At 35.7% G+C, this 25,879-nt stretch carries 15 protein-coding genes and 1 pseudogene; 12 read left to right on the top strand and 4 right to left on the bottom strand.

Features of this window, described 5'->3' with window-relative positions; translation table 11 throughout:
• The 3 genes from F6K54_RS16530 to F6K54_RS16520 form a co-directional block, all read left to right on the top strand.
• On the top strand, positions 1 to 1,360 hold a 1,360-nt coding region (locus F6K54_RS16530; protein ID WP_293079319.1), incomplete at its 5' end, for an iron ABC transporter permease.
• 1,399 nt (positions 1,361 to 2,759) lie between these two features.
• The gene (locus F6K54_RS16525; RefSeq protein WP_293079317.1) at positions 2,760 to 4,763 is read left to right on the top strand and encodes a diguanylate cyclase; all 2,004 of its coding nucleotides are present in this window, start codon (positions 2,760 to 2,762) and stop codon (positions 4,761 to 4,763) included.
• Positions 4,764 to 4,910: 147 nt separating this feature from the next.
• Positions 4,911 to 5,138, top strand: coding sequence for a hypothetical protein (locus F6K54_RS16520; RefSeq protein WP_293079315.1), 228 nt, complete (start codon positions 4,911 to 4,913; stop codon positions 5,136 to 5,138).
• 474 nt (positions 5,139 to 5,612) lie between these two features.
• On the opposite strand, the gene F6K54_RS16515 is transcribed toward F6K54_RS16520, so the two are convergent.
• The 4 genes from F6K54_RS16515 to F6K54_RS16500 all read right to left on the bottom strand — a co-directional run bounded on the left by F6K54_RS16515 (position 5,613) and on the right by F6K54_RS16500 (position 9,085).
• Positions 5,613 to 6,113 (bottom strand): HNH endonuclease, encoded by a 501-nt coding sequence (locus tag F6K54_RS16515; RefSeq protein ID WP_293079313.1) that lies wholly within the window; start codon positions 6,111 to 6,113, stop codon positions 5,613 to 5,615.
• A complete protein-coding gene (locus tag F6K54_RS16510; protein ID WP_293079311.1) occupies positions 6,094 to 6,501 on the bottom strand; it encodes a hypothetical protein in 408 nt (135 codons plus the stop codon). Before F6K54_RS16510 ends, F6K54_RS16515 begins: the two co-directional genes overlap by 20 nt.
• Positions 6,502 to 6,515: 14 nt before the next feature.
• Positions 6,516 to 7,136: a hypothetical protein gene (locus F6K54_RS16505; RefSeq protein ID WP_293079309.1), complete on the bottom strand. Its 621-nt coding sequence runs from the start codon at positions 7,134 to 7,136 to the stop codon at positions 6,516 to 6,518.
• Between the two features lie 953 nt (positions 7,137 to 8,089).
• Positions 8,090 to 9,085 (bottom strand): metal ABC transporter solute-binding protein, Zn/Mn family, encoded by a 996-nt coding sequence (locus F6K54_RS16500; RefSeq protein ID WP_293079321.1) that lies wholly within the window; start codon positions 9,083 to 9,085, stop codon positions 8,090 to 8,092.
• Positions 9,086 to 9,475: 390 nt separating this feature from the next.
• Between F6K54_RS16500 and F6K54_RS16495 the strand changes: the two genes are divergently transcribed.
• From F6K54_RS16495 to F6K54_RS16460, 9 genes and pseudogenes are all read left to right on the top strand, one after another.
• Entirely contained in the window at positions 9,476 to 10,225 is a 750-nt protein-coding gene (locus tag F6K54_RS16495; RefSeq protein ID WP_293079307.1) for a metal ABC transporter ATP-binding protein, read from the top strand.
• A gap of 337 nt (positions 10,226 to 10,562) precedes the next feature.
• Complete coding sequence (locus F6K54_RS16490; RefSeq protein ID WP_293079305.1) at positions 10,563 to 14,690, top strand: DUF6444 domain-containing protein; 4,128 nt, start codon at positions 10,563 to 10,565, stop codon at positions 14,688 to 14,690.
• Positions 14,691 to 15,638: 948 nt separating this feature from the next.
• Entirely contained in the window at positions 15,639 to 17,045 is a 1,407-nt protein-coding gene (locus F6K54_RS16485) for a 1-acyl-sn-glycerol-3-phosphate acyltransferase (protein ID WP_293079303.1), read from the top strand.
• Positions 17,046 to 17,832: 787 nt separating this feature from the next.
• Positions 17,833 to 18,648 (top strand): sensor histidine kinase KdpD, encoded by an 816-nt coding sequence (locus F6K54_RS16480; RefSeq protein WP_293079301.1) that lies wholly within the window; start codon positions 17,833 to 17,835, stop codon positions 18,646 to 18,648.
• 354 nt (positions 18,649 to 19,002) lie between these two features.
• Complete coding sequence (locus F6K54_RS16475; protein WP_293079299.1) at positions 19,003 to 20,388, top strand: IctB family putative bicarbonate transporter; 1,386 nt, start codon at positions 19,003 to 19,005, stop codon at positions 20,386 to 20,388.
• Between the two features lie 616 nt (positions 20,389 to 21,004).
• Positions 21,005 to 21,709: a COP23 domain-containing protein gene (locus F6K54_RS16470; RefSeq protein ID WP_293079298.1), complete on the top strand. Its 705-nt coding sequence runs from the start codon at positions 21,005 to 21,007 to the stop codon at positions 21,707 to 21,709.
• A gap of 732 nt (positions 21,710 to 22,441) precedes the next feature.
• Positions 22,442 to 24,763 carry a CHAT domain-containing protein gene (locus F6K54_RS16465; protein WP_293079296.1) on the top strand — a complete coding sequence of 774 codons (2,322 nt, stop codon included), beginning with the start codon at positions 22,442 to 22,444 and terminating at the stop codon, positions 24,761 to 24,763.
• 527 nt (positions 24,764 to 25,290) lie between these two features.
• Positions 25,291 to 25,434, top strand: a pseudogene (locus tag F6K54_RS42960) (DUF4365 domain-containing protein); the annotation flags it as partial.
• The gene (locus F6K54_RS16460) at positions 25,431 to 25,862 is read left to right on the top strand and encodes a hypothetical protein (RefSeq protein ID WP_293079294.1); all 432 of its coding nucleotides are present in this window, start codon (positions 25,431 to 25,433) and stop codon (positions 25,860 to 25,862) included. The pseudogene F6K54_RS42960 and the gene F6K54_RS16460, both read left to right, overlap by 4 nt.
• Positions 25,863 to 25,879: the final 17 nt, after the last annotated feature.

Below are 25,879 nucleotides of genomic sequence, written 5' to 3'. Positions count from 1 at the left end.
ACCATTGGCAACTCCCGCCTATGTTCTGGCCTACACCTACACAGAATTACTAGAATTTTATGGGCCTGTACAAATGTGGTTGCGAGAGGTATTTGGTTGGGCAAGTGTTAATGATTATTGGTTCCCGGAGATCCGTTCCATGGGAGGAGCGATCGCTTTGTTAACCCTTACCCTATATCCTTATGTTTACTTACTAACACGAGTTGCTTTTTTAGAACAATCAACCTGTACTTTAGAAGCTAGTCGCTCCCTGGGATGCAACCCTTGGCATAGCTTTTACAAAATAGCTTTACCTTTAGCGCGGCCAGCAATAATGGCAGGTTTAGCTCTAGCACTGATGGAGACTCTCAATGATTTTGGTACAGTGCAATATTTTGGAGTAGAAACATTTACCACTGGCATATATCGGACTTGGTTTGGCATGGGAGAGAGAGTTGCTGCAGCACAACTAGCAGCAGTATTAATGTTATTTATTTTATGGTTAATTTTGCTGGAGTTATGGTCACGTCGGCAGGCAAAATATTATCAAACTAGCAGTCAATATCAAAAATTGCAGCAGTTTCACTTAAGTGGAATACGTGCAATGGTCAGTTTATTTGCTTGTTTGCTGCCAGTCTTGTTAGGTTTTTTGTTGCCAGCAGGATTATTATTAGAAATGACTATTGCTGAAAGTGCGGAAAGTTTTCGGGGAAAGTTTTGGAGTTATGCTTCCCATAGTTTGATTTTGGCAGGAATTACTGCTGTTTTAGCCGTGGCGATCGCCTTAATTATGGCTTATGGAGTGCGGTTGAATCGAAATTTGGGAATGCGTTTATCAACCCGCATTGCTGCAATGGGTTATGCTGTGCCAGGTTCAGTTATTGCAGTGGGAATTTTGATTCCCGTTGGTGCGGTTGATAATATTATTGATAGTTTTATGCGTTCAGTGTTCGGGTTTTCAACTGGTTTATTATTCAGTGGCACTATTACAGCATTGGTGTTTGCTTATTTGGTAAGGTTTATGGCGGTAGCATTTGGTGCTGTGGAGTCAAGCTTGCTCAAAATCAAGCCAAGTTTAGATGATGCTTCCCGAAGTTTAGGTTATGGGCCCACGAAGACTCTGGTTAAAGTTCATGCACCGATGATGTGGGGAGGGTTATTAACGGGAGCAATGTTAACTTTTGTGGATGTGATGAAAGAGTTACCTGCAACAATGGTAATTCGTCCGTTTAATTTTGATACCTTAGCAGTCAGGGTTTATAATTTGGCTTCTGATGAAAGGTTAACTGAGGCAGCAGGTCCGGCCTTAGCTATTGTATTGGTAGGGATTATACCAGTAGTTTTACTTAGTTTAAAAATTGCCAAATCACGCCAATATTAACAAGCTATCAGCTATCAGCTAGCCTCTTACAGAGGAACTGCGTTAACAGCTAAAATCGGCGGGTTTAAGTCCCCCACTATATTTGAAAAAGCGCGTGGTGTGTGTGTTCCGGGGGTTGGTAGACGCGGATCTGTTTCTCTTGAGTATCCACCATCATACGTCTTGAGAGCTGACCGCTGACCGCTGAGTGCTGACTGCTGACTGCTATTTCAAGATTATTCAGACTATAAAACCCCTGAGTGGCATCTCTAAAAATTTAGGCGTACGCTCCTATTACTTAACTTAAGCATATATCTTTTCGGAGAAAGACATTTCCAATCATCAAAAATCAAATCAATTATTGTAGAGCGTGTCATCAATTCTTCCCCTCCACGGTCGGGGGAGGGGCGAGGGGTTGGTTCCCTACTCCTGTACGGGCGAATCGCGATTCGCCCCTACTCCCTACTCCCTCTTTTCTGGAGAGAGCTAAAAGATACGATCGGGGGTTCTATACTCCAAATGTACTAATACCATTTCTTTGTAACGATGCACTTAATAATTTTCTATCTGGTCACAACTTCATAGAAAAATGGGGCGTTGGTAATTTGAGGTATGATATCATGTCCGGATAAGAGCGCGATAGAAGTCCATGACCTTTACGCGACCAAAAAACTTTATCCTTCTACTCCTGTTTCTTCTTCTTTCTTCCCCTCCTGGGAGGGGGAGGGGCGAGGGGTGGGTTGACTCCTGACTCCTGACTTCCCCTCCCCTCCTGGGAGGGGCTAGGGGTGGGTTGGGAAGGGGAGGGGCGAGGGGTGGGTTGACTCCTAAGTAGTTAAGATTAATATCATGCACTAATTTACCAATGCCGTCACAACTTCATAGAAAAATGGTATTATTTAAGTTATATATTTTAGCTATAATCTACCACCTTATTGTCAATTGAACCATTAACCTAAAACTTACAACCTAAAATTTCTTCCATAACATTTTTGTATTATTTAGAAGTGGTAGAATGTACAAATTGTATTCTACTACTTCTACTTAATATTGATTAGATATCTCCACTAAAGGAGAAATAAGAAAAAATTTTCATGATTAGTCAATCCTATCCGTTTTCAAGGAGAGGGTAAGCATTTCCTACGGAATGCTGCGCAAACAGCTATTAGCGGTCAGCTAGCCTCCTAGGTCGGAACTGCGGACTTCAGCAACAAGACTCTCTCCTTAAAGGACGGTGTTTAAATTAACAACTTACTTTAAGGGCAAGGGAGGCAACTTTTGTAGTAATACAGTTAAATATTGCTTTTCTCCTAAACTAAAAGCAATAGCTGATGGCTGACGGCTGACGGCTGACGGCTGAATGCTTACAGGAGAGGTAATTATTAATTATTAATTATTAATTATTAATTGTTGAAGAGCCATGTCTACTAACACAGGTCAATTTTTAAACTCACAGATTGAGAAAGCAATTGAAAAAAATCCCCTGATAGTTACTTCAGATATGCCACTGACTGAAGCAATAAATCAGCTCAGTCAAGCTAGGGAGGAAGATGAGGGGATTGATGCAGTTACAGAATCAAATCAAAGTATAAAGCCAAGCAAGCGATCGAGTTGTTTATTAGTAGTAGAAAATAATCAACTATTAGGAATACTAACCGAGCGAGATATAGTACGCTTAATTACCCAAGAAATTTCTATAGAAAATCTGAAAATCAATGATGTGATGACTCGGCAGTTGATTACAATAGTTGCTTCAGATATCGAAAATATTTTAACAGTTGTCAATTGTTTTCGGCAGCATAAAATTCGTCATCTACCAGTATTATCCAAGACAGGGGAATTAGTAGGCTTAATTACAGTAACAAGTCTCCGTAATTCTTTAAAATCAGTCGATTTACTCAAACATCGACAGGTGAAAGAAGTGATGACTACTAATGTTATTCATGGATCGCCCGATCTATCTATATTTGCTCTAGCAGAAAAAATGGCAAAGTATCAAGTGAGTTCTATAGTAATAGTGCGCACAGATCCACAACAGCAATTATATCCCATTGGAATTGTCACAGAAAGAGACATTGTGCAATTTCAAGCACTGGGGATGAATATCAGACAATTCAGAGCTTCAAAAGTTATGAGTACACCTTTACATAGTTTGACTCCGTTTGATAGCTTATGGGTGGCTCATCAAAAAATGCAAAGGTTGCGAGTAAAGCGATTAGTAGTATGTGGTAGTAATGACCAATTGTTAGGGATCGTTACGCAAACTAGCTTGTTGGAGAATCTGAATACTGTGGATATGTATGGCATGATTCAGATATTACAACAGGAAGTCGATCGCTTACAAACTGAGAAAATTGAAATGTTGCATCGTAATAATAATCATCTAGAGCAAAAAGTACAGCATTTACAAGAATCAGTAAATAGACTGGAGCAACACAATCAAGAAATGGCAACTATTAACCAAATGATAGATTTTTTACAAGCTTGCGAAAAAATTGAAGATACGAAAAAAATGCTAGCAGAATTTATCAAAAAATTGTTTCCAGACTTTTCTGGCATCGTGTTATCAAGAGATGAAGATAACAATAAATTTGAAAGTGTTAGTCATTATGGCAATCTAGCGCATAGTGAAATGTTGCTTGAATTTAGTCATTGCTCGGCATTGCGCCATCAACAAATTCATATTGCCAGCAATACTCAACCAGAATTATTTTGTAGTCACGTTCATCAGAAACCTCAAATTACTGGCACTATTTGTATACCCCTGTTATCTCAAGGTAAAGTTTGGGGGATATTTTATCTACAAAGTGAACTGCCACAAGGAATTAGTAACTATCAACAACAGTTAGCTCGTACTGTCGCCGAACAAATTTCTTTAGGACTGTACAACCTCAAACTTAGAGAAAAATTAAGAAATGAAAGTATTCGTGATTCCCTAACAGGTTTATTTAATAGACGCTATTTAGATGAATCTCTCAAGCAAGAAATTATCAAAGCGAAACGTTATCAACAACCTCTAAGTATTATCATGGTAGATGTCGATCACTTTAAACAGTTTAACGATACTTATGGTCATGATGTAGGAGATATTGTACTCCAAAAAATAGCACATTTTTTACAGACAAAAGTCAGAAAATATGATATTGTTTGTCGTTATGGTGGAGAAGAAATGACTGTGATATTAACTAATACTACTCTAGAAATTGCTCAAAAAAGAGCAGATATGATTTGTTCGGGAGTGAGTAAATTATCATTACAAAATCAAGGAGAAACTTTGCTATATATTACTGTTTCTTTGGGAGTGGCTTGTTTTCCTCTACATGGAACTACAGGGGAACAGATTATTCAACGGGCTGATGAAGCTTTGTATCAGGCTAAGAAAGCAGGGCGTAATCGAGTTGTTTTGTATCAATTAAAACAGTAAATTAAATTTTGATTTGATGATTTTTTAAAATTAAGAAATATTAAAAAAAACTGAATTAAGCATAAAGAAATAAGTCATATATAAAAATGTAGGGTCTTAATAGAAATAAGCAACTTTATTTAGTGAAATACGAGCAAATTAAGCCCAATGAAAATAGGTCATTTCAGCGAACAATTAGCTTCCTACGGAGGAGTTACACTAACAGTTATCAGTCAAATTATTGTAGTAGTTAACTCATTATTATTTGTAACAATTGCTCAGGAATTATATAGCGGGTTGTTTGATCAAATCAAGCAGTTGAAAATAGAAAATCCTAGCTGTCTGGAGTGTGATATCAAAATAGCTGAATGGAAAAAGAGGGAAGAAGTCATATAGCAGTTTTCATGTTTCATAGAGTACAGAGATTTTGGCTTAAAGGCAAAAGGCAGAAGGCAGAGGGCAGAAGTTTTGTAATCTACCTTTGTGAAAACCACTATAATATCATGTCCGGATAATTAGTGATGAAAAAAACCAAAACAGTCACTTGCAGTACAAATCTTTTTATTCTCCCTACTCCCTACTCCCTACTCCCTACTCCCTACTCCCTACTCCCTTATTTATAACTACTCAACCGGACATGATATAATACTTTAGCTAGAATTTGACAGGCGATCGCTAGTGGCAGTAAAAATTTACAGCACTTTTTAGGAAGCATGAGGTACACTTTTAAGGCTAATCTTTTTTTCCCTACTCCCTACTCCCTACTCCCTACTCCCTAAAGTCCTAAAATTTTGTACCTCATCAACTCCAAAACTGCTGTAACTATAAAATTTGTTGGCACTAGCGAGCAATTTTCCTATACCAAATATTTCATGAATTTGCATTTGGATATCTGTTAAAAACAGACTCCTTTAATGATTTAAGATGTTCTAGTTTATGTTCTAATTCAAATATAAGATTATCACTTTTTTCATTATTGCAACGCCAACAAATTGCTTCTAGGTTATCATAATCAAACATTTTTTCTGGGAAACGTGCCTTATTCAATTTGTGGTCAATGGTAACGTAATGTTCGTGATAGTAAAATGAACCCGCTTGATTTATGTATAGTTTCCCATCGACTGTTTTGTACTCATAACCTCGTTTTTTAGCTTCTTCCTTGGACTGAGTAGAATATTGTCTACCATGCACCATTTTTTTTCCACAATAGGGACATGGTTTGAAGCTTTTATTAGTTCGATACTTATATGGACTGATCAAACCCTCTTTTGGGTCTTTGATACAGGGTACTGTTTGAGCTGCATCCCAAATATCTTTGATTTCAGAAGCGTCGTATAGTGTATATAGTTTATCAAGTCTTACTTTGCTCATTGTATCTATGCTCCATTGCTGTTTCATATGTAGCAAACCGTTTTTTAGTTTTGTTAAATATATCTGTTGCTTTCTGCAAAATTTGGTCAATTTTGTCAACTTGCTGGTTTAAAACTTCTTCAATATGTTCTGTTTCATGGAGCGAGCGATCGATGGCGCCAATAAGATCCCCTTTGTTAAGTTTATGATCGAACATAGTGACAACATTGTTATTCGCTATATTAACAAAAGACATCAGTATATCCCATGATGTTTGAACTTTATCCCATCCTCGATTGAAAAATCCTTGCGCTCGAGCTTCCTTTTGTTGTGCAACTGTCAGAGTTTTAAACTTATCTGTATTTCTTTGTTGCCATTGCCGATAATTTAAACCTTGAACTATCTTCATTGAAACTACCTCTTTTAAACCACTTTTTTATCAAAATAATATTCAATTTTCTGCCATATATCCATACCGTAGTGCTTGATAATATATTTCTTGGTCATATTTTGTTGGTGTCTTAATACATCAAGCTTAGTGTTAACTTCTTTTTTGAGTTGATGACTTTCTAAAACAACTTCCTCTGCAATTTGTTGATGTTCTTCCATAGCATCTTTTATATCTTCTACATGATGTTCGTAGTCAGTCTTATGCACTAAGTCTTTTTCTTTTAATAATTCAGCACGTTCTTTACCTACTTTAGATAGTGCATTTTTTAACCATCGACCTATTTGTAGAAGCTCAGAATTTTCCGGATTTAAAAATTGCTGTAGTTGACTCTCAGCTCGATCTGCTCTTTCTTTTTCTGCATTAGCTTTCGTTTCTGCCATCTTTGCCTTTTTATTTGCTTCACCTGTATTTTGACTTAACATATATCTGTTGTAAGTATTCGCAGGTTTGACAATTTGCAAAGGACGTAGGTTTTCATACACTTCCAAGATGTCGTCATCTGTCAGTTTTAAATCCAGGTACTCTTGTCTTATACCTGAATTTTTGGCGATTATACGAATCTTATCTTTTCTTTCTTTTTTACTTAATGTCATTGTTTTTTACTATTATAATTATTGCATCATATCATGTCCACTTGAGTACTTATATTTTGGTGGAAGGAAGACAGCTATGCAAAAGGCAGAAGGCAGAAGGGTTTCTTCTAATTGTGACTTTATTCTATACAAGCTCCGATGCTACCAGAGATGATATAAAGCGCTCAACTCTTAGAACATATTTTAATTATACTAAAAACTTATTAAGTTACCAGGAAGAAAATACTAAAATTTTTGCTTTAAAGAAGCAGAATCATAAATTTATAGATTATAGTTTCAAGGTTGATTTTTAACTTCCTCCAATTAGGCGAGCAAATCTGGTAAATTTATTTTCTTACACCAATTTCATAAAATATTGCAAAGCGTGAGGACACAAGGAACAGCGGAGCTGGGAACAGAGAAAGAAAAACATAATAAAAAAGAGGAAAAAAGGTGGGAATTTTAGAATTTATGGAATTTATAATTTTTTCTTTTAGGAATAAATCACAAATTAAGATGTAACTGACTTTGCGTGAATTTTGTATTACTATTTCATGACTTACGCAAACCACTACAGATAGCGGGGATGAACGACCGTTAACTCCTACAAATGCTGTATAATTTTTCTTTCGCATAAGTCCTATATTTGTTTTGTTGTATCTGAAAAATAATATTTTTCTAAGTTATTTTCACTGAAAAAAACTTCCAAGCGGATTTACTAATTCTGTTAATGAATTCTCTCTAGCTGCATTAATGATTTCAATAGAGTTGTCGCTAAATAGAGGGAAAAAATCGCTCCAACCTAGACAGAGCAATAATTCCAAGGGTTTTTGGTCGTCAATATCTACAATCCTTATAGAACAAGGCTTTTGGGGATTTTTGAAGTTATAAAGCGACAAGTCTAATATTTAATCTCCCCCACTCCCCCACTCCCCCACTCCCCCACTCCCCTACTCCTTTACCCGGACATGATATTACTGTGCTTGTACTGCCGGAGTAGATTTTTGTTCCCATTCAAAGGCAGTATATTTCCCACCTAAAGCTTCCACTATTGCTCGAGTATTAGACTCTAACATTTTAACGTAACTATCTCCCTCACTCCCGGGAGCGCCGATAGAATCAGAATATAACTCTTTTGGCGCTAATTTTACTCCTGCTTCCTGAGCTACAGTTGCGATCAACTGAGGATTAATTGTTGTCTCCGCAAAAATAGCAGGTACTCCAGTTTTCTTAATTTCCTCTGCCAAATTTTTCACCGTCTTGGCACTGGGTTGCTCTTCGGTACTCATCCCAATCAAAGTACCTGTCATTTGTAAACCATAAGCTCTCACATAATATTCAAAAGCATCATGAGTCGTCACCAGTCGGCGCTTACTTTCTGGAATAGTTGCTATTTGTTCGCTAATCCAAGTATCAACTGCCAGTAATTCTTCAATTAGTTTCGCTGCATTCTCCGTAAACAGCTCTCGATCTTCCGGTGACAACTTAATCAAAGCATCCCGAATCCCATTTACCATCAAAATCCCATTTTTCGCATCGCCCCAAACATGGGGATCTGGCACTAACTCACCCTTATCTGGATTTTGCAATGGTGTCACCTTTTCCCCCACTGCCAATTTTTCGGCTTTTATACCAGCAGCATTCATCAGTTTAATTAAAGCAGGTTCCAAATTGTAGCCATTGTAAAGAATTAACTCCGCTTCCTCAAAAGCCACACTATCAGCAGGCACAGGTTCATAAATATGGGGGTCAGCTCCGGGTTTCATAATTCCCTGATGCTCAATTTCATCCTCACCTATTTTTTCTGTCATATCGGCAATGATGGTATTAGTGGAAACTACTTTAGGTTTTTTTTCATTACCGTCTGAAAATGGGGCAGCACAGCTACTTATCCATAATCCCAATAAAATTCCTAATGCTGGCCACAACTTTTGTGGGAAACCTTGAGTAGAAATACTGCTTAATTTCATTTTCATTTTAATTGACAACTTTTCATATTCCTTTCATAATGTATATCATATTGTTTTCATATTTTTGATATAGCAGAAGTAAAGAAGGAAGAAGGAAGAAGGAAAAAGGAAGAAGGAAGAAGGAAGAAGAAAAAGTATTACTTTGTCTGAGTTTTAAACTTTTGAATCTCCCCGCCCTTTGTTTCAACTGCTATATTCCATTGATGCAAACCTTGATTTTAAAGTTCTTTTCTAGAGAATATGCCTCCTTCTTGAGTTATGGAAAGAGGGATAGCTAGTGCAGAATGACAGAAATAACTAACCAGTTACAAAATCCTAAAAGTCTTACCAATCAATACTTTTGACCAAAAAATAAGGTTTCAAGCCAACCCTTTCAAGGGGATGAAAAAAATGAATCAAACTAAAATCACAGTAAGTCATTTAAGAGTCTATTATCGTACCGTTGAAGCGTTGCGAGACATTACCCTACAGGTACAAGCAGGAAAATTAACTGGTATTATTGGACCAAATGGTGCGGGTAAAAGTACCCTCTTGAAGGGAATGTTAGGGTTAATTCCCGTAACTGAGGGTTCTATTATGTATAATGACAAAGCTCTTTCAGAGCAGTTAAAAATAGTTGCTTATGTACCTCAGCGGTCGCAAATTGATTGGACTTACCCAGCCACTGTCTGGGATGTGGTAATGATGGGGCGGGTAGTAAAAACAGGTTGGTTTCGTCGCTTTTCTACAGTAAGTCGGCAGATAGGGATGGAGGCATTGGCCAGGGTGGGAATGGATGGTTATCGCGATCGCCCCATTGGTCAACTTTCTGGCGGTCAGCAGCAACGGGTATTTTTAGCACGATCATTAGCTCAGGAAGCTGATGTTTTTTGTTTTGATGAACCATTTGTTGGGGTTGACCAGAAAACGGAAAATATTATTTTTGGGATTTTTCACGAATTAGCAAATGCTGGAAAAATTGTCATAGTTGTTAATCATGATTTAGGGGAATCTATTACTAATTTTGATGATTTGATTCTGTTAAATAAAGAGTTAATTGCTGTTGGCGATCGGCAGGTTGTATTGCAGGAAGAAAATTTATATCGTGCTTATGGAGGTAAAGTTGGTTTCTTTTCAGAACCTCTAGTGACAATTGCTTAATTATTCTAGAGTTTTTTTAGGTTTTATATTAAGGGCGAGCAATGTTTTTTACAAATGGTAGGGACGTTGCATGCAACGTCCGTAGGGAAGAATTCATTAATTGATAATGGATAATGGATAATTGATAATTACCTCGGGTTTTAACCGAGAGGATTGAAAATAAGGAAATATTATTTCTTCTCTTGGTTGATTGGATATGGCGAGGAAACCTCGCCATCCCTCAACCGCTTTTTTCCCCTTAAAAGGGGAGGCTTTAAACCAGAATTGTTTAATTATTAAGTAAGCATTCAGGTGTAGGGGTTGACAAAAAAGGAAAGGTCTGTATTACTGATAAGAAATGAAATTTAAGCCACCAGATATCCCAAAAGACCGAAAAGATTTAGAGCTACTGTCCAAAGAAGCTCTGGCAGAACTGGTTTGGGAACAGCAATGCCTCATAGAAAAACTGATTGAAGAGGTAGAACGACTCAAAGGAATATGTAACAAAGATAGTAAGACCTCATCATTACCGCCCTCAAGCGATCAGCGATCGGAAAAAACCCCAGTCACAAAGGAAAAGGAATCAGACTCCAGCCATCGAAAACCAGGAGGAGAACTGGGACATCCAGAAAAAACAAGAAAATCTCCTAATTTAATCGCTAAATTATTAAAGTCATTGATGGCAGAAATTAGCCTCCGATGGCTACTTTTTTTAGGTTTATTTATGGTGGTCATATCTTCTGGATTACTTGCTGCTAGTCAGTGGGAAAAATTTCCACCTACCGGACAATATTTAGTACTTTTAGCATATACATTATGCTTTTGGGGAGCGACATTTTGGACGAGAAAAGTTGGAGGTTTGCGCTTAACTTCTGAGACATTACGATTGGTGACGTTACTGTTAGTACCTGTAAACTTTTGGGCAATAGATGGCTTAGGTTTGTGGAGAAATATTGGGGAATTGTTAATAGTAGCGATCGCTTCTTTCTTACTCACTAGCATCATCATTTATTTTGATAAAAAATTCAATAATTCTGTCTCTACAAATTGGATCTCAATTACTTCGCTGAACTTATTAAGTCTGAGTTATTTACATTATGGTTGGAGATTTTCAGGATTTCCAATTTTGGCAATTTATTTAGGAGTTATTGGTACAGCGATCGCTACTATTTATCATAACCAAACTCCACCTATTACAAAAACAATAGAAATTGAAAATCAAACTACTACTGGCGACCCATTAACCGGAATTGCGATGGTAATTTATGCTTTAGGCATTTTGTTAGTTCGAGCAATTTTTGTTGCCAATGTAGATATTACAAAATTAGGATTAGCTTTAGGAATTAGTGGATGGATTTTATTAAGGAATAATCAGATTCAAAGAAAATTATTTGTACAAAATAGAATTGGGATTAGTTTACTGTTAATTGGGTGGTTAGTTTCAGTCAATGCTCAACCTTGGCAGGCATTTATCATTAGTATTATTGGCTTATTCTTACTAGCAGAAAATCTACAAAAGTCTTGGCAATCTATTGACATATCTGTAATTTTTCTGATTGGTTTACAAACAACTTGGTTAGGATGGCGATTAATTCCAGTTGCAGTTAGACAAACATTAATTACTACAACAACTCAAATTTTTAACGCCCAAAATTCACCAGAATCATTGCTTAGTTTAGCTTGGTTTCCCTACTTAATATTTATGGTCTGGGCGACAGATTGGATTTATCGTCGTCAACAAATTAATTTAGCTAAGTTTAGCGAGAAAATTTGCTTAGGTTTTGGAGTATTTTTAAATATATTATCTTGGCAAAATCCTCTAGTTATATTTCTCAACTTCTTAGGTTCAACTATTACTCTTGCTATTTTTACCTCTCGTCGTCAACCTATAAAAGTTAGCCTTGTTTATCTAACTCATATCACTGGTTTATTATCAATATTTTCTGGGATTAATTATTTCTTGCCTAGTATAAGTTTAGAAATGTGGGCAATAATTTGTTCAGTAATTATGCTGGCGGAATGGGGAATATTTAGCTTAGAGACAAAGATAACAGCAGAAACAAGAATAGTCACGCCCACATCCTCTATTTCATTATTAAGTTGTTTCTGTTTAAGTTCTTGGCATCTTGGTTTAGTTTTAGCAGTTATTAGTTATATTTTATGGTTGAGTAAATTAGAAATTTTCCCATCTGATCTTTGCATGGTTATGAATTGTAAATTATCAGCAAAATGGGGAATTATTTGGTTTATTACTCCTCTAGCTCTAACGATTATTGCTAGTAAAAGGTATCCCCCCTTGCCCCCCTTTGAAAGGGGGGGAGAAGAAGGAAGAAAGAAGGAGCAAAGTGGGAAAAAGTCGATGGGGAATCAAACTCCAATCAATGGTACACAGTCTGTAGACGGCGGGGTATTAAACCTAAAAGAAAATAATAAAATAATATCTTTCAGACAAAGAGCAAGTGGCTTAAGTGTGGCTGCTGTAATTATGCTACAAATTTTAACTTTATGGCAGCCAGAAACTCGATTAATTGGTTTGGGTTTAGGCACAACTTTAATGTTGATTAATACTAAATACTTATTAACTCAAACAGCAGCAAATATTACAGTAGGCTTCGTCTTAATTTTCGTAAGTTTTTGCCTGGGTGAAGGTGTGTTAGGTTTATCTCCTGTTTCTGGAGCAGGGTGGTTATTAACCATTAGTATATTTTTAGTGATTTTGTGGTTTTTGTACTCTCGAATAATTAGATTACCTGGGCAGTTATTTAATATTTATACTCAAGCAATAGATGGTTGGGCAATTACTCTCTGTAGTTTAGAATTAATCTTCTTAACAATCCACTCTTTCGGCATTTATTGGCAAATTATTAATCCCTCAATCACAGTAATTATTTCTACTATTTTAATATTATTTGCCATTGGCTATCGAGGCTCAATTAAACAAACAGCAGAAAACTCATCAATTACATTTAGTCTCCATAATTTTGTTCAATCTACCGCCACAGTTTATAGTTTTGGTTGGGCTTTAGAATTACTAATAGTTGAAACTTTAGGCTTTGTAGATAAATCAACAATAAATTTAGCAATAGCTAATATTGGATTAGGATTATCGACTCAAATTTTAGGAGATTGGTTACAAAGAAAAACAGGTATTAATAATTTACCTAGATGCTGGCAAGTAATGCCATTACTTTATGGTATTTTAGGCGCTTTATTCCGTGTAGGTACTTTTGAAAGTTGGACTGGTTTAACTTCCTTAGCTCTATCATTTATATTGATTGGAATAGGCAGGAGAAAAAGCACATTAAAACCAATATTGTACTTAGGTATTATCGGAATATCCTGTGCTGCTGCCGAACTACTTTTATATCAAATTTATTCCCTACCATTAGCAGATAAATTAATTGCTTATGCCAGCCTTGGAACAACCATCACTTATAGTTATCGATTATTATCTCCTTGGTTATTAGATTACTTAAAAATCACAGAAACAGAAATTAAAAATATTGCCAATATACATTGGGCAGTCAGCAGCTCAATCTTACTTTTATTAATAATATCTAATTTCAAATCAAATCCAATATTAGGATTAACCACAGCAATACTTTTGACTCGCTATGCAATTATGCAAGGCAAAAATAATTCCAATTTACAACAAGCAGAAACCTGGATTTATGTAGGAGTTTTAGAAGGATATGCTGTTGCCATCTATATAATCAACCTACTTTCCATCACGGAAATTTTACTATATTGGCTAAGTGCAATAACTGCCATAATTTCTTACTTTATCTATTTATTACCTTGGGAAAATTGGGGATGGCCTCTACAACCTTGGCGACGAATTGCTGTAATTATGCCAATAGTAACTATATTTCTTACCAACTTAAGATTAGACACCGCTCCACCTTGGTATTGGTATGCTTCAACTCTCATAACAGCAGGATTTTATATTGTAATTGCCAAAGTAGATCGGCAAATACGATTAACTTATATTAGTGTCGGTTTAATTAATTGCGCTTTTATAATTTGGCTAAATAATTTAGAAGCATCTCTTCAGACATTAACTTACATTACTCCCATTGGATTATCATTACTTTATATCGCTAAAGTCGATCCAATTCTGGAACTATCTAAAAACAAAAATCTTCGTCATAACTTACGACTTTTTGGCAGTGGAATAATTTGTTTTATCGCTTTATTAGAAAATCAATGGACTGGTTTACTACCAGGAATAATTAGTATAATTGCTATTTTCGCAGGATTAGGGTTACGAACTAGAGCTTTTCTTTATATAGGAACAGTCACATTTTTAATCAATGCTTTTAACCAACTAATTGTCCTAAATTCTCTTTACTCTTTTTTCAAATGGATAATCGGTTTAATAGTAGGAATTGTCTTTATTTGGATAGCTGCAAATTTTGAAACTCGACGAGAACAAATTAATAATTTATTGCCAAATTGGATAGAAAAATTAGAAGAGTGGGAATAGGGGAGACGCAGGTTCTTGAGGACACGGAGAAGTGGGTTCTTGAGGACGCGGAGACGCGGAGACGCGGAGAGGCGCGGATGGGGAGACGGAGAAGTGGGTTCTTGAGGAGGCGGAGACGTGGAGACGCGGAGACGCGGGGATGGGGAGATTGAATATTGAAGTAATTATAGAATTATACCAATTTGATAAATATTTGTTACAAATGGTAGGGACGTTGCATGCAACGTCCGTATGAAAGAAGGAAGAGGGAATAATAAAGAAGGGGTAAATATTGAAAAAAAGGGGAAAACGATAGAAATAACTATCTAAAATGAACTGAAGCAGCTATTCTTAAGCATATTCAATCAATATCTACATTTTCGTAGCATTCTTTTTTTAAATTGGTATTATAAAGATATATTAGATAGGCTGATTATATATGAAAAAAAATTAAAACAATATGTTTGTGTATAAATAATTTATAAATAGTTATTTACTGAATAATTAAGGTTTAAAACCTCTTCTTGAAAGGAGAAATAAGCAAAAATTTTCCTTTGAGTCAATCCTCTTCTTTTCAAGGAGAGGTAATTATTAATTAGGGCTTACTGATTAATTCTCAAAGTATTTACAGATAAAGGCTAAGTGCATTTTTGGGTTAAAAAAAGTACCAGTTTTTCGGTGGAAAAAGCTAAAAAAGCTAGTACTCCCTTAGTACCTGCAAAGGCTGAAACCTTTGCCAGTAAACACTTTTGTATTTAATCAGCAAGCCCTAGATAGACTGCCAGAAATGCTTAAGCAGCGATTAGTGCAGAAGATACAAATTTCACCCTCGTTACTACTTGCATATGAGAACTAGCGTATTATGTCGCTAAATTGCGCAAATTGTTAACTAAGTCGAAACTCCCGTCATAATTTTTGATTTAACGGCGGGAGTGTCAAATTTAACCCATAAATAACTAATAAATTTTAATGTCCCACTCAACTATCCACGTTCAACCACCCCTAAAATATATTCCGCCTAACTTCAAGCCCCTGGTACGACTAGGTACAAAGTTAATGTTACCTTGGTGGCTGAAGTACCAAGTGTCTGTCGCCGACATACAAGTAGATAACCTAGAAACCCTAGCCCAACTATATCAAAACTTCCATCAGGGGAAAAACCGCTTTCTGATGGCATTCCGTCATCCTAATGCCAACGATCCTTACTGTCTGGGATATATGATCTGGTATCTATTGCCCAAATTTGCTAAACAACAAGGAATTATCCTTCCATCTCTTCTCCACTATCATTTTATCTTTGACCGAGGTATTCCTTTATGGGCAGGTAATCTTATAGGTAAATGGTATTCATATTTGGGAGGAAGTTCAATTCATCGAGGAAAAATAGACCGTCAGGGACTCAAATCAGCTCGTGAATTATTTGCTAATGGCAGTTTACCAATGATGGCTGCTCCAGAAGGAGCTACTAATGGCCATAATGAAAGAGTTAGTCCCTTAGAGCCTGGTATTGCCCAGATGGGATTTTGGTGTGTTGAGGATATACATCAAGCAACTCGTTCTGAAGAAGTTTTCATTGTACCAATAGGTATTCAATATAAATACTTGGGCGAACCATGGGAAAATATAGAGCAACTTTTAACTAAGCTCGAAAAAGATAGTGGTTTATTTTCAGGTTCAGAAAATCTTTCTCATCAGCAAAAGTTAGCACCTTCTGCACTATACCAGCGACTTTTGAGATTAGCAGGTCATTTATTAGCAAAAATGGAAGAATTTTATAGAAAGTTCTACCATCGAGAGCTACCCAATTTGACTGAAGAAAGTTCTTCCCAACAATCTTTAACAGATGACCAAATTAATGAAGCGATCGCCACTCGCCTCAATGCTCTTCTCAATGTTGCTTTGGAAGTGGCAGAAGAATATTTTCATATTAAGGCCAGCGGTAATTTTATAGATCGTTGTCGTCGTTTAGAACAAGCGGGTTGGAATTGTATATACAGAGAAGATATTGAAAATTTAGCAACTCTTTCTCCTTTAGACAAAGCTCTTGCAGATCGACTTGCACATGAGGCTAGTCTAAGAATGTGGCATATGAGATTAGTCGAAAGTTTTGTTGCGGTTAGTGGCAAATATATTACCGAAAAACCAACAGTAGAAAGGTTTGCTGATACAACTCTACTAATATGGGATATGATTAATCGTATTAAAGGCGGTAATCCTCTCAAGCGTCCGACACTAGGAAAACAAATAGTATACATGACAGTAGGAAAACCAATTTCTGTTTCCCAGCGTTGGGAGAGTTACAAAACTAAACGTCGTACAGCCATATTAGAACTGACTGAAGATTTGCAAAAGGCCCTAGAAGAAACTATTAAATGATCGGTATCAAGTGACGTTCTCCTACATCAAATCAAAGATTATGATGTAGGCTTCCCAACCTCAAAAGTAGTATATAAATCTGTAGTTTGGTAAGTATTTATACTATGCAAATCATCCCAATTACTTTTTTTATTCACCAAATTCCGAGTACATAATTAAGCATAAATACTTGCTTGATTGATTACTCAATCACGGTAGCTATGATTTTCCGCTAAAATTCTGTCTCCTGTCTCCTGTCTCCTGACTCCTGACTCCTTCTATACTATATTTTGTGGTGCAAAATGTGGGTTTAGAGGTTAGATTTTCCCATACCCCCCATCAACCTATACTTTCCAAACTAACTCCCCCAATACGTTTTACCCTGATTGAAACAGCCCTGCATTACAATGGACTACCACCGAGTATAAAATATACTTGTATACTTTAGTAGTAGTTCTGAAAATAATTTGGCATACCTATTTAACCTGGCAATAAAATATACAATTAATTTGGTATAACTACTTAAACAGATATCAAAAGTTAAAAACCAAAATCATGAATATATAGACTAAAAGCATTCACTGAAAATAAATTTATAAAATTATTTCACATACCAAGTGTTGAATTATTCGTAAAATTTTTGAGTGAATTAGTACCACTAATAATATTATTTATCATTAAATAACTGTAATAAACAATCTTTCCCATATCTCCTATGGACGTTGGATATCACTTCCCTACATTGCAGCTAATTAATGTTACTCGATCTAAAACTTGACAACAAATATCTCCTAACTAATTTTTTGTAATGAATAAAGAATCTATTACTAAATCTTCTAATTTAGTTAAAAATAAACTACTCAGTCTTTTAACCCAAGAAATGTTAACCCCATTAACTTCTGTGATGGGGATGGGAAGTGTTTTAAATCAAGAAATATATGGTTCTCTAACTGATAAACAGAGAGAATATGTAGAAGTTATTAATGAAAGAAGTCGATATTTAAAATTGCTAGTTGAAGAAATTATTGCCTTAACAAAACTGGATGAGTCTGGCCAATATTCAGAAAAAACTCCTGTTGATGTGAAAAATGTCTGTCAGCAGATAGTAAGAGACCTAGAACCAGAAACAGTTCATCAGCAGATAAAGATTCAGTTATTAGCTGGTTCCAGTGATCGGGTTTGTTTTTTTGATAAAACAGCTTTGGAACAGACATTATACAACTTAATTTATAGTGTAATTAGATCTACAGGTTCAGGGAGTGGATTAAAAATTCATTTGTCTGAAAAGCAAGAAGAATTTAATATTGCAGTGTGGGTTTCTCATCCTATTCTGGGAGATAATCTTCCTCATGCTCAACTATATTCCCAAAAGTTATTAGAGATTGAAAGGCAGAATAATCAGTCTAGCTTAATGCTAAATAGATTACAAATAACATTTGATGAACTAACAACAATAGTTTTTGACAAAACGCCAACAGAAAATTTTGCAGCTGAACCTACCCGGGATCTATTAGCATTACTATTAAGTTGTCAATTAATAGAACAAAATGGTGGCTCTTTCTGGATTCAAGGTTCTACAGAATTAGGATATCGATATATTTTAACTCTGCCACTTTATAAGTAGGAAATAGGGAATAGTTTTCTTCTTAATTTAAAATTATGGCATTGGTGATTTGAGTTATGAAATAAGTAATTTAGGTAAATTAAGAATTATTCTTGGAATGGCACAATTAGATATTGCCCTTACTTAATTGACCGAAAAATTCAGGTATAAAGCATCTCCATTAATGGAGAAAAAAGCGGTCAAGAGATGGCGAGGTCTCCTCGCCATATCCAATGGACCAAGATAAGAAAAAAAATCCTTTTATCCAATCCTCATTATTTATAAGAAGAGGTAATTCTAAATTCTTAATTCTTAATTCTAAATTCTTGAATTGCTTATACTATTTGTAAGATTATTTATCCAATTGATAATAATATGAACTCAGTTTGGCAGAAGTTAACATTAACTAATCTTTCTTTTTCTAACTCTCCATGGCTAAATGCTAGCTACCTCTATGGTTTAATTAATGGTTCCCTCCATAACTGGCGACGAGGTAGTTGGTTAATGCAATGGGGAGAAGCTCTGGGTTTTGTTTTACTGGCAATTGTATTTAGTCTAGCTCCTTTTGTAAATACTGCTCTGATTGGTTTATTGTTACTTGCTGGTGCAGGGTTTTGGGTATTGCTTGCCGTCTCAGATAACACTCAGGAATATATAACTCCCATTCATCTACTGATATTCGTTTATTGGGGTATTGCCACATTAGCAATGGCAACTTCGCCAGCAAGAACAGCTGCTTTTAGTGGATGGGTAAAGTTAACTCTTTATCTATTGCTATTTGTTTTAGGAGCAATGGTACTGCGATCGCCTAAACTCCGCTCTTGGTTAATTAGTATCTATTTATTGGTTTCTTTGGTAGTCAGTTTCTACGGTATTCGCCAATGGATAGACAAAGTTGAACCCCTTGCTACCTGGAACGATCCTACTTCTGCTCAAGCTGGCATTACTCGCGTGTATAGTTACTTGGGAAATCCTAATTTATTAGGTGGATATTTGCTACCTGCCATTGCTTTGAGCTTTGTCGCAATTTTTGCCTGGCGTACTTGGCCACAAAAGTTGCTGGCAGTAACAATGTTGCTAGTGAATTGTGCTTGTTTGCGTTACACAGGTAGTAGAGGCAGTTGGATTGGGTTTATAGCTTTGATTTTTGCTCTGTTAATTTTAATGTGGTATTGGTGGAGCATCTATATGCCCAGTTTTTGGCAAACTTGGTCGCTGCCAATAGCTGTGGGGAGTTTTGCAGGGTTATTAATTCTGGCAGTGGTATTACTAGAACCTTTGCGCTATCGCGTTTTTAGTGTTTTTGCAGGTCGTCAAGATAGTAGTAATAATTTTCGGATGAATGTCTGGATGTCTGTATTTGAGATGATTCGCGATCGCCCGATTTTGGGTATTGGGCCGGGAAATGATGTGTTTAACAAAATCTATCCTCTTTATCAACGACCTCGTTACAGTGCTTTGAGTGCTTATTCGGTACCTTTAGAAATTATTGTGGAAACTGGTTTTATTGGTTTTACTGCTTTTTTGTGGTTGCTGTTGGTGACATTCAATCAAGGTGTATTAAATTTAAGACGTTTGCGAGATGCAGGCGATCGTCAAGGGTATTGGTTAATTGGGGCAATGGTAGGGATGGTAGGATTAATGGCTCATGGTTTGGTGGATACGGTTTGGTATCGTCCTCAAATTAATACGCTTTGGTGGTTGATGGTAGCTATTATTGCTAGTTATTACGGAAAGGAGGGAGTAGGGAGTAGGGAGTAGGGAGTAGGGAGTAGGGGGAAAGAATTGATAATTTCTCTAAGCAAACCCTAATTACTATATTCAAGTCATTGCGACTGTAACGGAGTGGAAGGAAGCAATCTCAGAGGTTTAGAAGATTGCTTCCTATCGTCGCAATGACGACTATTCAACCGGACATGATATCAGAGGCGATCGCTCTTGCAGAAGGAAGAAGTTAATAAGGAAGAAATAAATTTGATTGAACAGATAGTCAGTGGAATTATATATTAACCTATCCTACTAATAAGATTTTTGCTAAAAACCCTAAATATTTTGAGAGTTAAAAACCAAAAATTCAGCTTTTTCAACACATTTTACTTAAACAAATAACCTTGTTAAAAATAGTGGGATAGGTTCGATATATGGATATGGGGTTTTTCTGGTTGTATTATCTGTCCTGAAAAATCACAAAAGCACGTTTCAAAAAATCATCAATTATCGAGCAATTTTAATATTACGGAATTTTAGATAGCCATTTTGAAGTTGACTTAAATGGTTCAAAATTACTAATTGGAGAAGGCATCTCTGAAAATTTCAAGTAAGATTAGAGATGCGCTACTCTTAATACTTTGCAACAAAGTCCTATCCTTTTACAACTATGAGCAATAATAAGAAAAAACCCTGGACTACATTAGCTGCTGTACTAGGTGGAGTTGCTGGTTTACTAGGTGGAATTGCTGGTTTGATTACAGCTATTACTCCTTTTATTAAGTCTGAGTCAGAACCAACACCTACCACTACACCCACTTCATCCCTAGAGGTTAAAGCAAATTCTACTCCGGTATCTAGGGTGAGATTTTTTTGTGGAACTGGTGAATATAAAGGTAGAAATGTTCCGGCAACAATTGTAGAAAATATTCAATCAAATGAAGAAATAATTGTTATTCTCTGGAAGTTAGATAATTATTATTTTGGTAAAAATTATCCACCACAAAAGCGATGTGAAATGGTGTCAGAGCGTTTCCAGAATATATACAATAGAGATAGATTAAAATATGTTGTTGCTACCTTGGAAACTTGGATTCCTAATCAGGAAATTCCGGTAGTATGTGGGGTCAAATACAAGGGAGCTTCTTGTAATAATGAAGATTTACTTTTCACTTTAGAATCAAGTGATAATCCAGATTCAGTATTAAAAGATTTGATTAACAGCGAGGATATTCCTAGTGAAAAACCACCACTCTTAAGAGGAGAAGACCCTCCTAATACTTTTGCTGAAGGTAAACGAGTTTATTACAATTTTTCTAGTATTTTGAATAGGTGGCAGCCAGAGGAAAGTTATCAATATAAACTTCCATTTTAAAGATTAATTTTCCATCTGAATGTTGTCTGAAATAGTTCTATTGCGTATATGGCAATAGGAGTTTTTACTCATTGATACTTTGATGGTTTTATTGCGTATGTCGCAATAGGAGTTTTTGCTCATTGATAGTTCGGGTTTTATTGCGTATGTCGCAATAGGAGTTTTTACTCATTGATGCTTCGGGTTTTATTGCGTATGTCGCAATAGGAGTTTTTGCTCATTGATACTTTGATGGTTTTATTGCGTATGTCGCAATAGGAGTTTTTGCTCATTGATAGTTCGGGTTTTATTGCGTATGTCGCAATAAGAGTTTTTACTCATTGATGCTTCGATGGTTTTATTGCGTATGTCGCAATAGGAGTTTTTGCTCATTGATAGTTCGGGTTTTATTGCGTATGTCGCAATAGGAGTTTTTACTCATTGATGCTTCGGGTTTTATTGCGTATGTCGCAATAGGAGTTTTTGCTCATTAATACCTTCGGTGGTTTTATTGCGTATGTCGCAATAGGAGTTTTTGCTCATTAATACCTTCGGTGGTTTTATTGCGTATGTCGCAATAGGAGTTTTTGCTCATTGATGCTTCGGTGGTTTTATTGCGTATGTCGCAATAGGAGTTTTTACTTACTTCCAGAGGCTCAATTTTGCAGCAGTCTATTTCAGAAACGCTAATAACTAAATTGTGTATAGCTATATTCTGGTGAATTATTTTTTCAACTTAAAGGAGTGTTAATTATGAAGCTTTATCAGTTAACAACAACAGCAATAATTACCTTAGTTTCTATTATTGGTAATCCTCTAGAAAGTTTTAGTCAAAATAAGTTTTTTATTCCCTCAGCTTTAGCGCAAGATTCGTGGGCTAATAATCCTTACCGAATAGAAATAACAGAAAAAACATCGTATGCAGAAATTAAAATGTTTTTAATACATATTAGAGGAACAAGACAATATAACTTACCTATATCTGAAGCAGATAAAATAGCTATTATAGAAGACTTAGAAAAAATTGAAGCATTAAAAAAAAATATTCCTGGAATTAATTCAATAATATGTCTAGGCTATAACATTGCTGAAGCTTGGGAAAAAGCCATTAAAGCTTGTGAAAGAAGCTTAAAAGTAGGAGATGTTCCAGATACTTTTCACAATATACACGAAGCTTACTTTGGTGCTAAAAAATACAACAAAGCAATTAATTCTTTGAAAAAGTCTATAAAGTCTAGTGACCATAGCAATTCTTTTTTGTCGTATCAAAGACTAGGATTAATTTATTATAAGTTAGGTAAGTATGCTGAAGCAATTAGACAATACAAAAAGGCAATAGAATCAGTAGAAAAATACAAAAAAAGATTAGAATTAGAATTACAAGTACAAGTAGAAGCTAATCTTTCTTCAATTAAGTCAGGATTGGGATTTTCATTACTCCGACAAGGCAAAATAGATGCAGCCGAGAAAAAGTTTTTTGAAGCTATGAAAAATGATAAAAAGTCATGGAATGAGACAATAGTACATTTCCTAGATGGAGATAGAGATACTCCTGGTATAGCTATTGGTGGTCTATGGGAAGGCTCTTTAGTAGGACTACCTGAAATATTTACTGATGGATTAACAGAATTACACATTCAACAAGGAAGAGATAAAGAAGCTTTAGAATTTGCTGAATATGGTCGTACTCGTATACTCTCTTATCTAATCAATAAAAATAGAGAATCGTCTATAACTATTGATGAAATTAAAGCTATTGCAAGACAGCAAAATGCAACATTAGTTAAATATTTCATGCCAAGAAGTATTAATTATTTTGAGATGAACCAGACCTACGAACCCAAACTTTATATCTGGGTAGTTAAACCCACAGGAGAAGTTCATTTTTTTAATAAAAATCTCAGTTCAGTCAATTCTAAATATAGTCGCCTTTTATCCAATAACCACTCATCAACCGACCACAAAAACTCTAACTCATTTCCTAACCTTATCCCCTTTATTCCCCTACTTATTTTGATTACCGGAATTTTTCTAAGTCTAAAATTTTCCGATCAACGAAACCTTATTTTAATTAGCAGTTCTTTCATCATATTTGTAACTATTTTTCCCATCATAAATAATCAAACCACTACTTCCAGTAATCAAAACTCAGAAATTTCTTTGGCTCATCTTTCTAGAAATACTTTTACCAGTGTCAGAGGAAATACAAGAGATGCCTTACCAGAATCTGCAACAGAAGGTAGCTGTCAAAATGATGATGATTGTTTAAAAGAAACCCACAAAGTTTTGATAGAACCAATAGCCAAACTATTACCTAAAAATCCAGAAGAAGAAGTAATTATTATTCCCGATGGTGAATTATTTCGAGTTCCCTTTGCCGCTCTTAAAGGAAGCGATAATCAATATCTAATTCAAAAACATACCCTGCGAATATCTCCCTCCATTAAACTTCTGCAATTCACTCAACAACAAAAAGCTCGAAAATCTCCAAACCTATCCAGTCTAAACTTAGTAGTAGGTAATCCACTAATGCCCAGAAGTCACAATGGTCAAAGACTTACTGCTTTACCCGATGCTGAAAAAGAGGCAGTAGCGATCGCTCAGTTACTAAACACTATTCCCATCACAGGTAGAAGAGCAACAAAATCCAGAATTACTAGACTAATGCCCAATGCTAATATCATTCATTTAGCTACTCATGGAACTCCATTTAGTTTAGCTTTTGCTCCTTCAAGACAAGATCAGGGATTTTTAGGAGAACTGGATATTTATCAATTAAACTTGACAGCAGATTTAGTAGTTTTAAGTGCTTGTGAAACGGGGTTAGGAGAAATTACCAGCGATGGAGTAGTAGGTATTGCCCGTCCGTTTGTTGGAGCAGGAGTTCCCAGTGTGGTTATTTCTTTGTGGAAAGTTCCTGATTCAACAACTTCCGAATTAATGATAGATTTCTACAAAAATCTGCAAGCTCAACAAAACAAAGCTCAAGCTCTCCGACAAGCAATGTTAACCACGATGAAAAAGTATCCCGAACCTCTCAACTGGGCAGGATTTTTTCTTGTCGGCGAATCCTAAGCAAATTTTCAACTGATATAATAATTTATTTATCAAGGTTATTAACTGGAAATTAATCTGCAAAAAGAGGAGTTTAGTTATGCTTATCTTCGAGCAGTTGTAACTGTTGCAGGTTGTATTTGTGAAAGAACTACTACACCTTTAGATCAATTGGGAGTTGATTTAATTATTACTAGATTAAAATCGCCCCAACTACAAAAATTTCCCATTCTTTACCCAAAAATTAAGGTATAAAGCCTCTCCATTCATGGAGAAATAAAGAAAAAAATTCCTTTTAATCCAATCCTCTTCTTTTCAAGGAGAGGTAATTCTAAATTCGCGCATTCTAAATTCTTGAAGCTCAAGTTAAATGTACTTCAAGAGACGTTTTTAGTAATAATTTAATTCGCTATCCTTTGCCTATCAAGAACTATAACTAATTGAGGCTAACAAATCGTTATCCTCCAATTATTTTGATTGTTGTTATTGTTCCGGAACAGATTAATGAATGACTACAACAAACTGAGGCATCCCTTTGTCTAAAACATTGTGGTTATTGGTTATCTTTAGAGGGAGCTGCAACTACAGAAAATCGGGAAAGCATTACAGTTTCAATCCCTAGAAATAATCTGTTTACTCCTACTAAATTAGAATTCATTATGCAAAAAATTTTCAGAGGTGAAAGGCTATGAATTTAATTGTTAAAGATATCGATCTACTCAAAAATATACAACCTGAAACTGTGGCTAATTATTTAAAAAATCAAGGTTGGTATCAGCAAAGACGAATTGAAACTCAGGCTATTATTTGGGTAAAAAATGCTATTGAATCTTCTAATTTTACTTTAGTTTTACCGCTACATCCAGAAGGATCGGATTTTCCAATAACGATGAATTTACTTGTGGAAAATTTAGCCAAGATAGAAGAAAAGTCACAACTAGAAATTATCCAGAAATTAATTACTAATTTGCCTAACCTGGAAGTACAAGGGTTAATTGTAGAAATTAAATCTCCTCAAGGCGATCGACTGAGTGGAGAAATTACTTTAATGGGGGTTGTTATTAACAAAGTGACATACTCCCACACTAACCATTCGGTACAGTGTGGGCTTCTCGCTTAGCAGTCCTGCAATTGCAA

Source organism: Okeania sp. SIO3B5 (genome assembly GCF_010692555.1).
Lineage (GTDB): Bacteria > Cyanobacteriota > Cyanobacteriia > Cyanobacteriales > Microcoleaceae > Okeania.
This window is presented reverse-complemented; position numbering and strand designations above follow the sequence as displayed.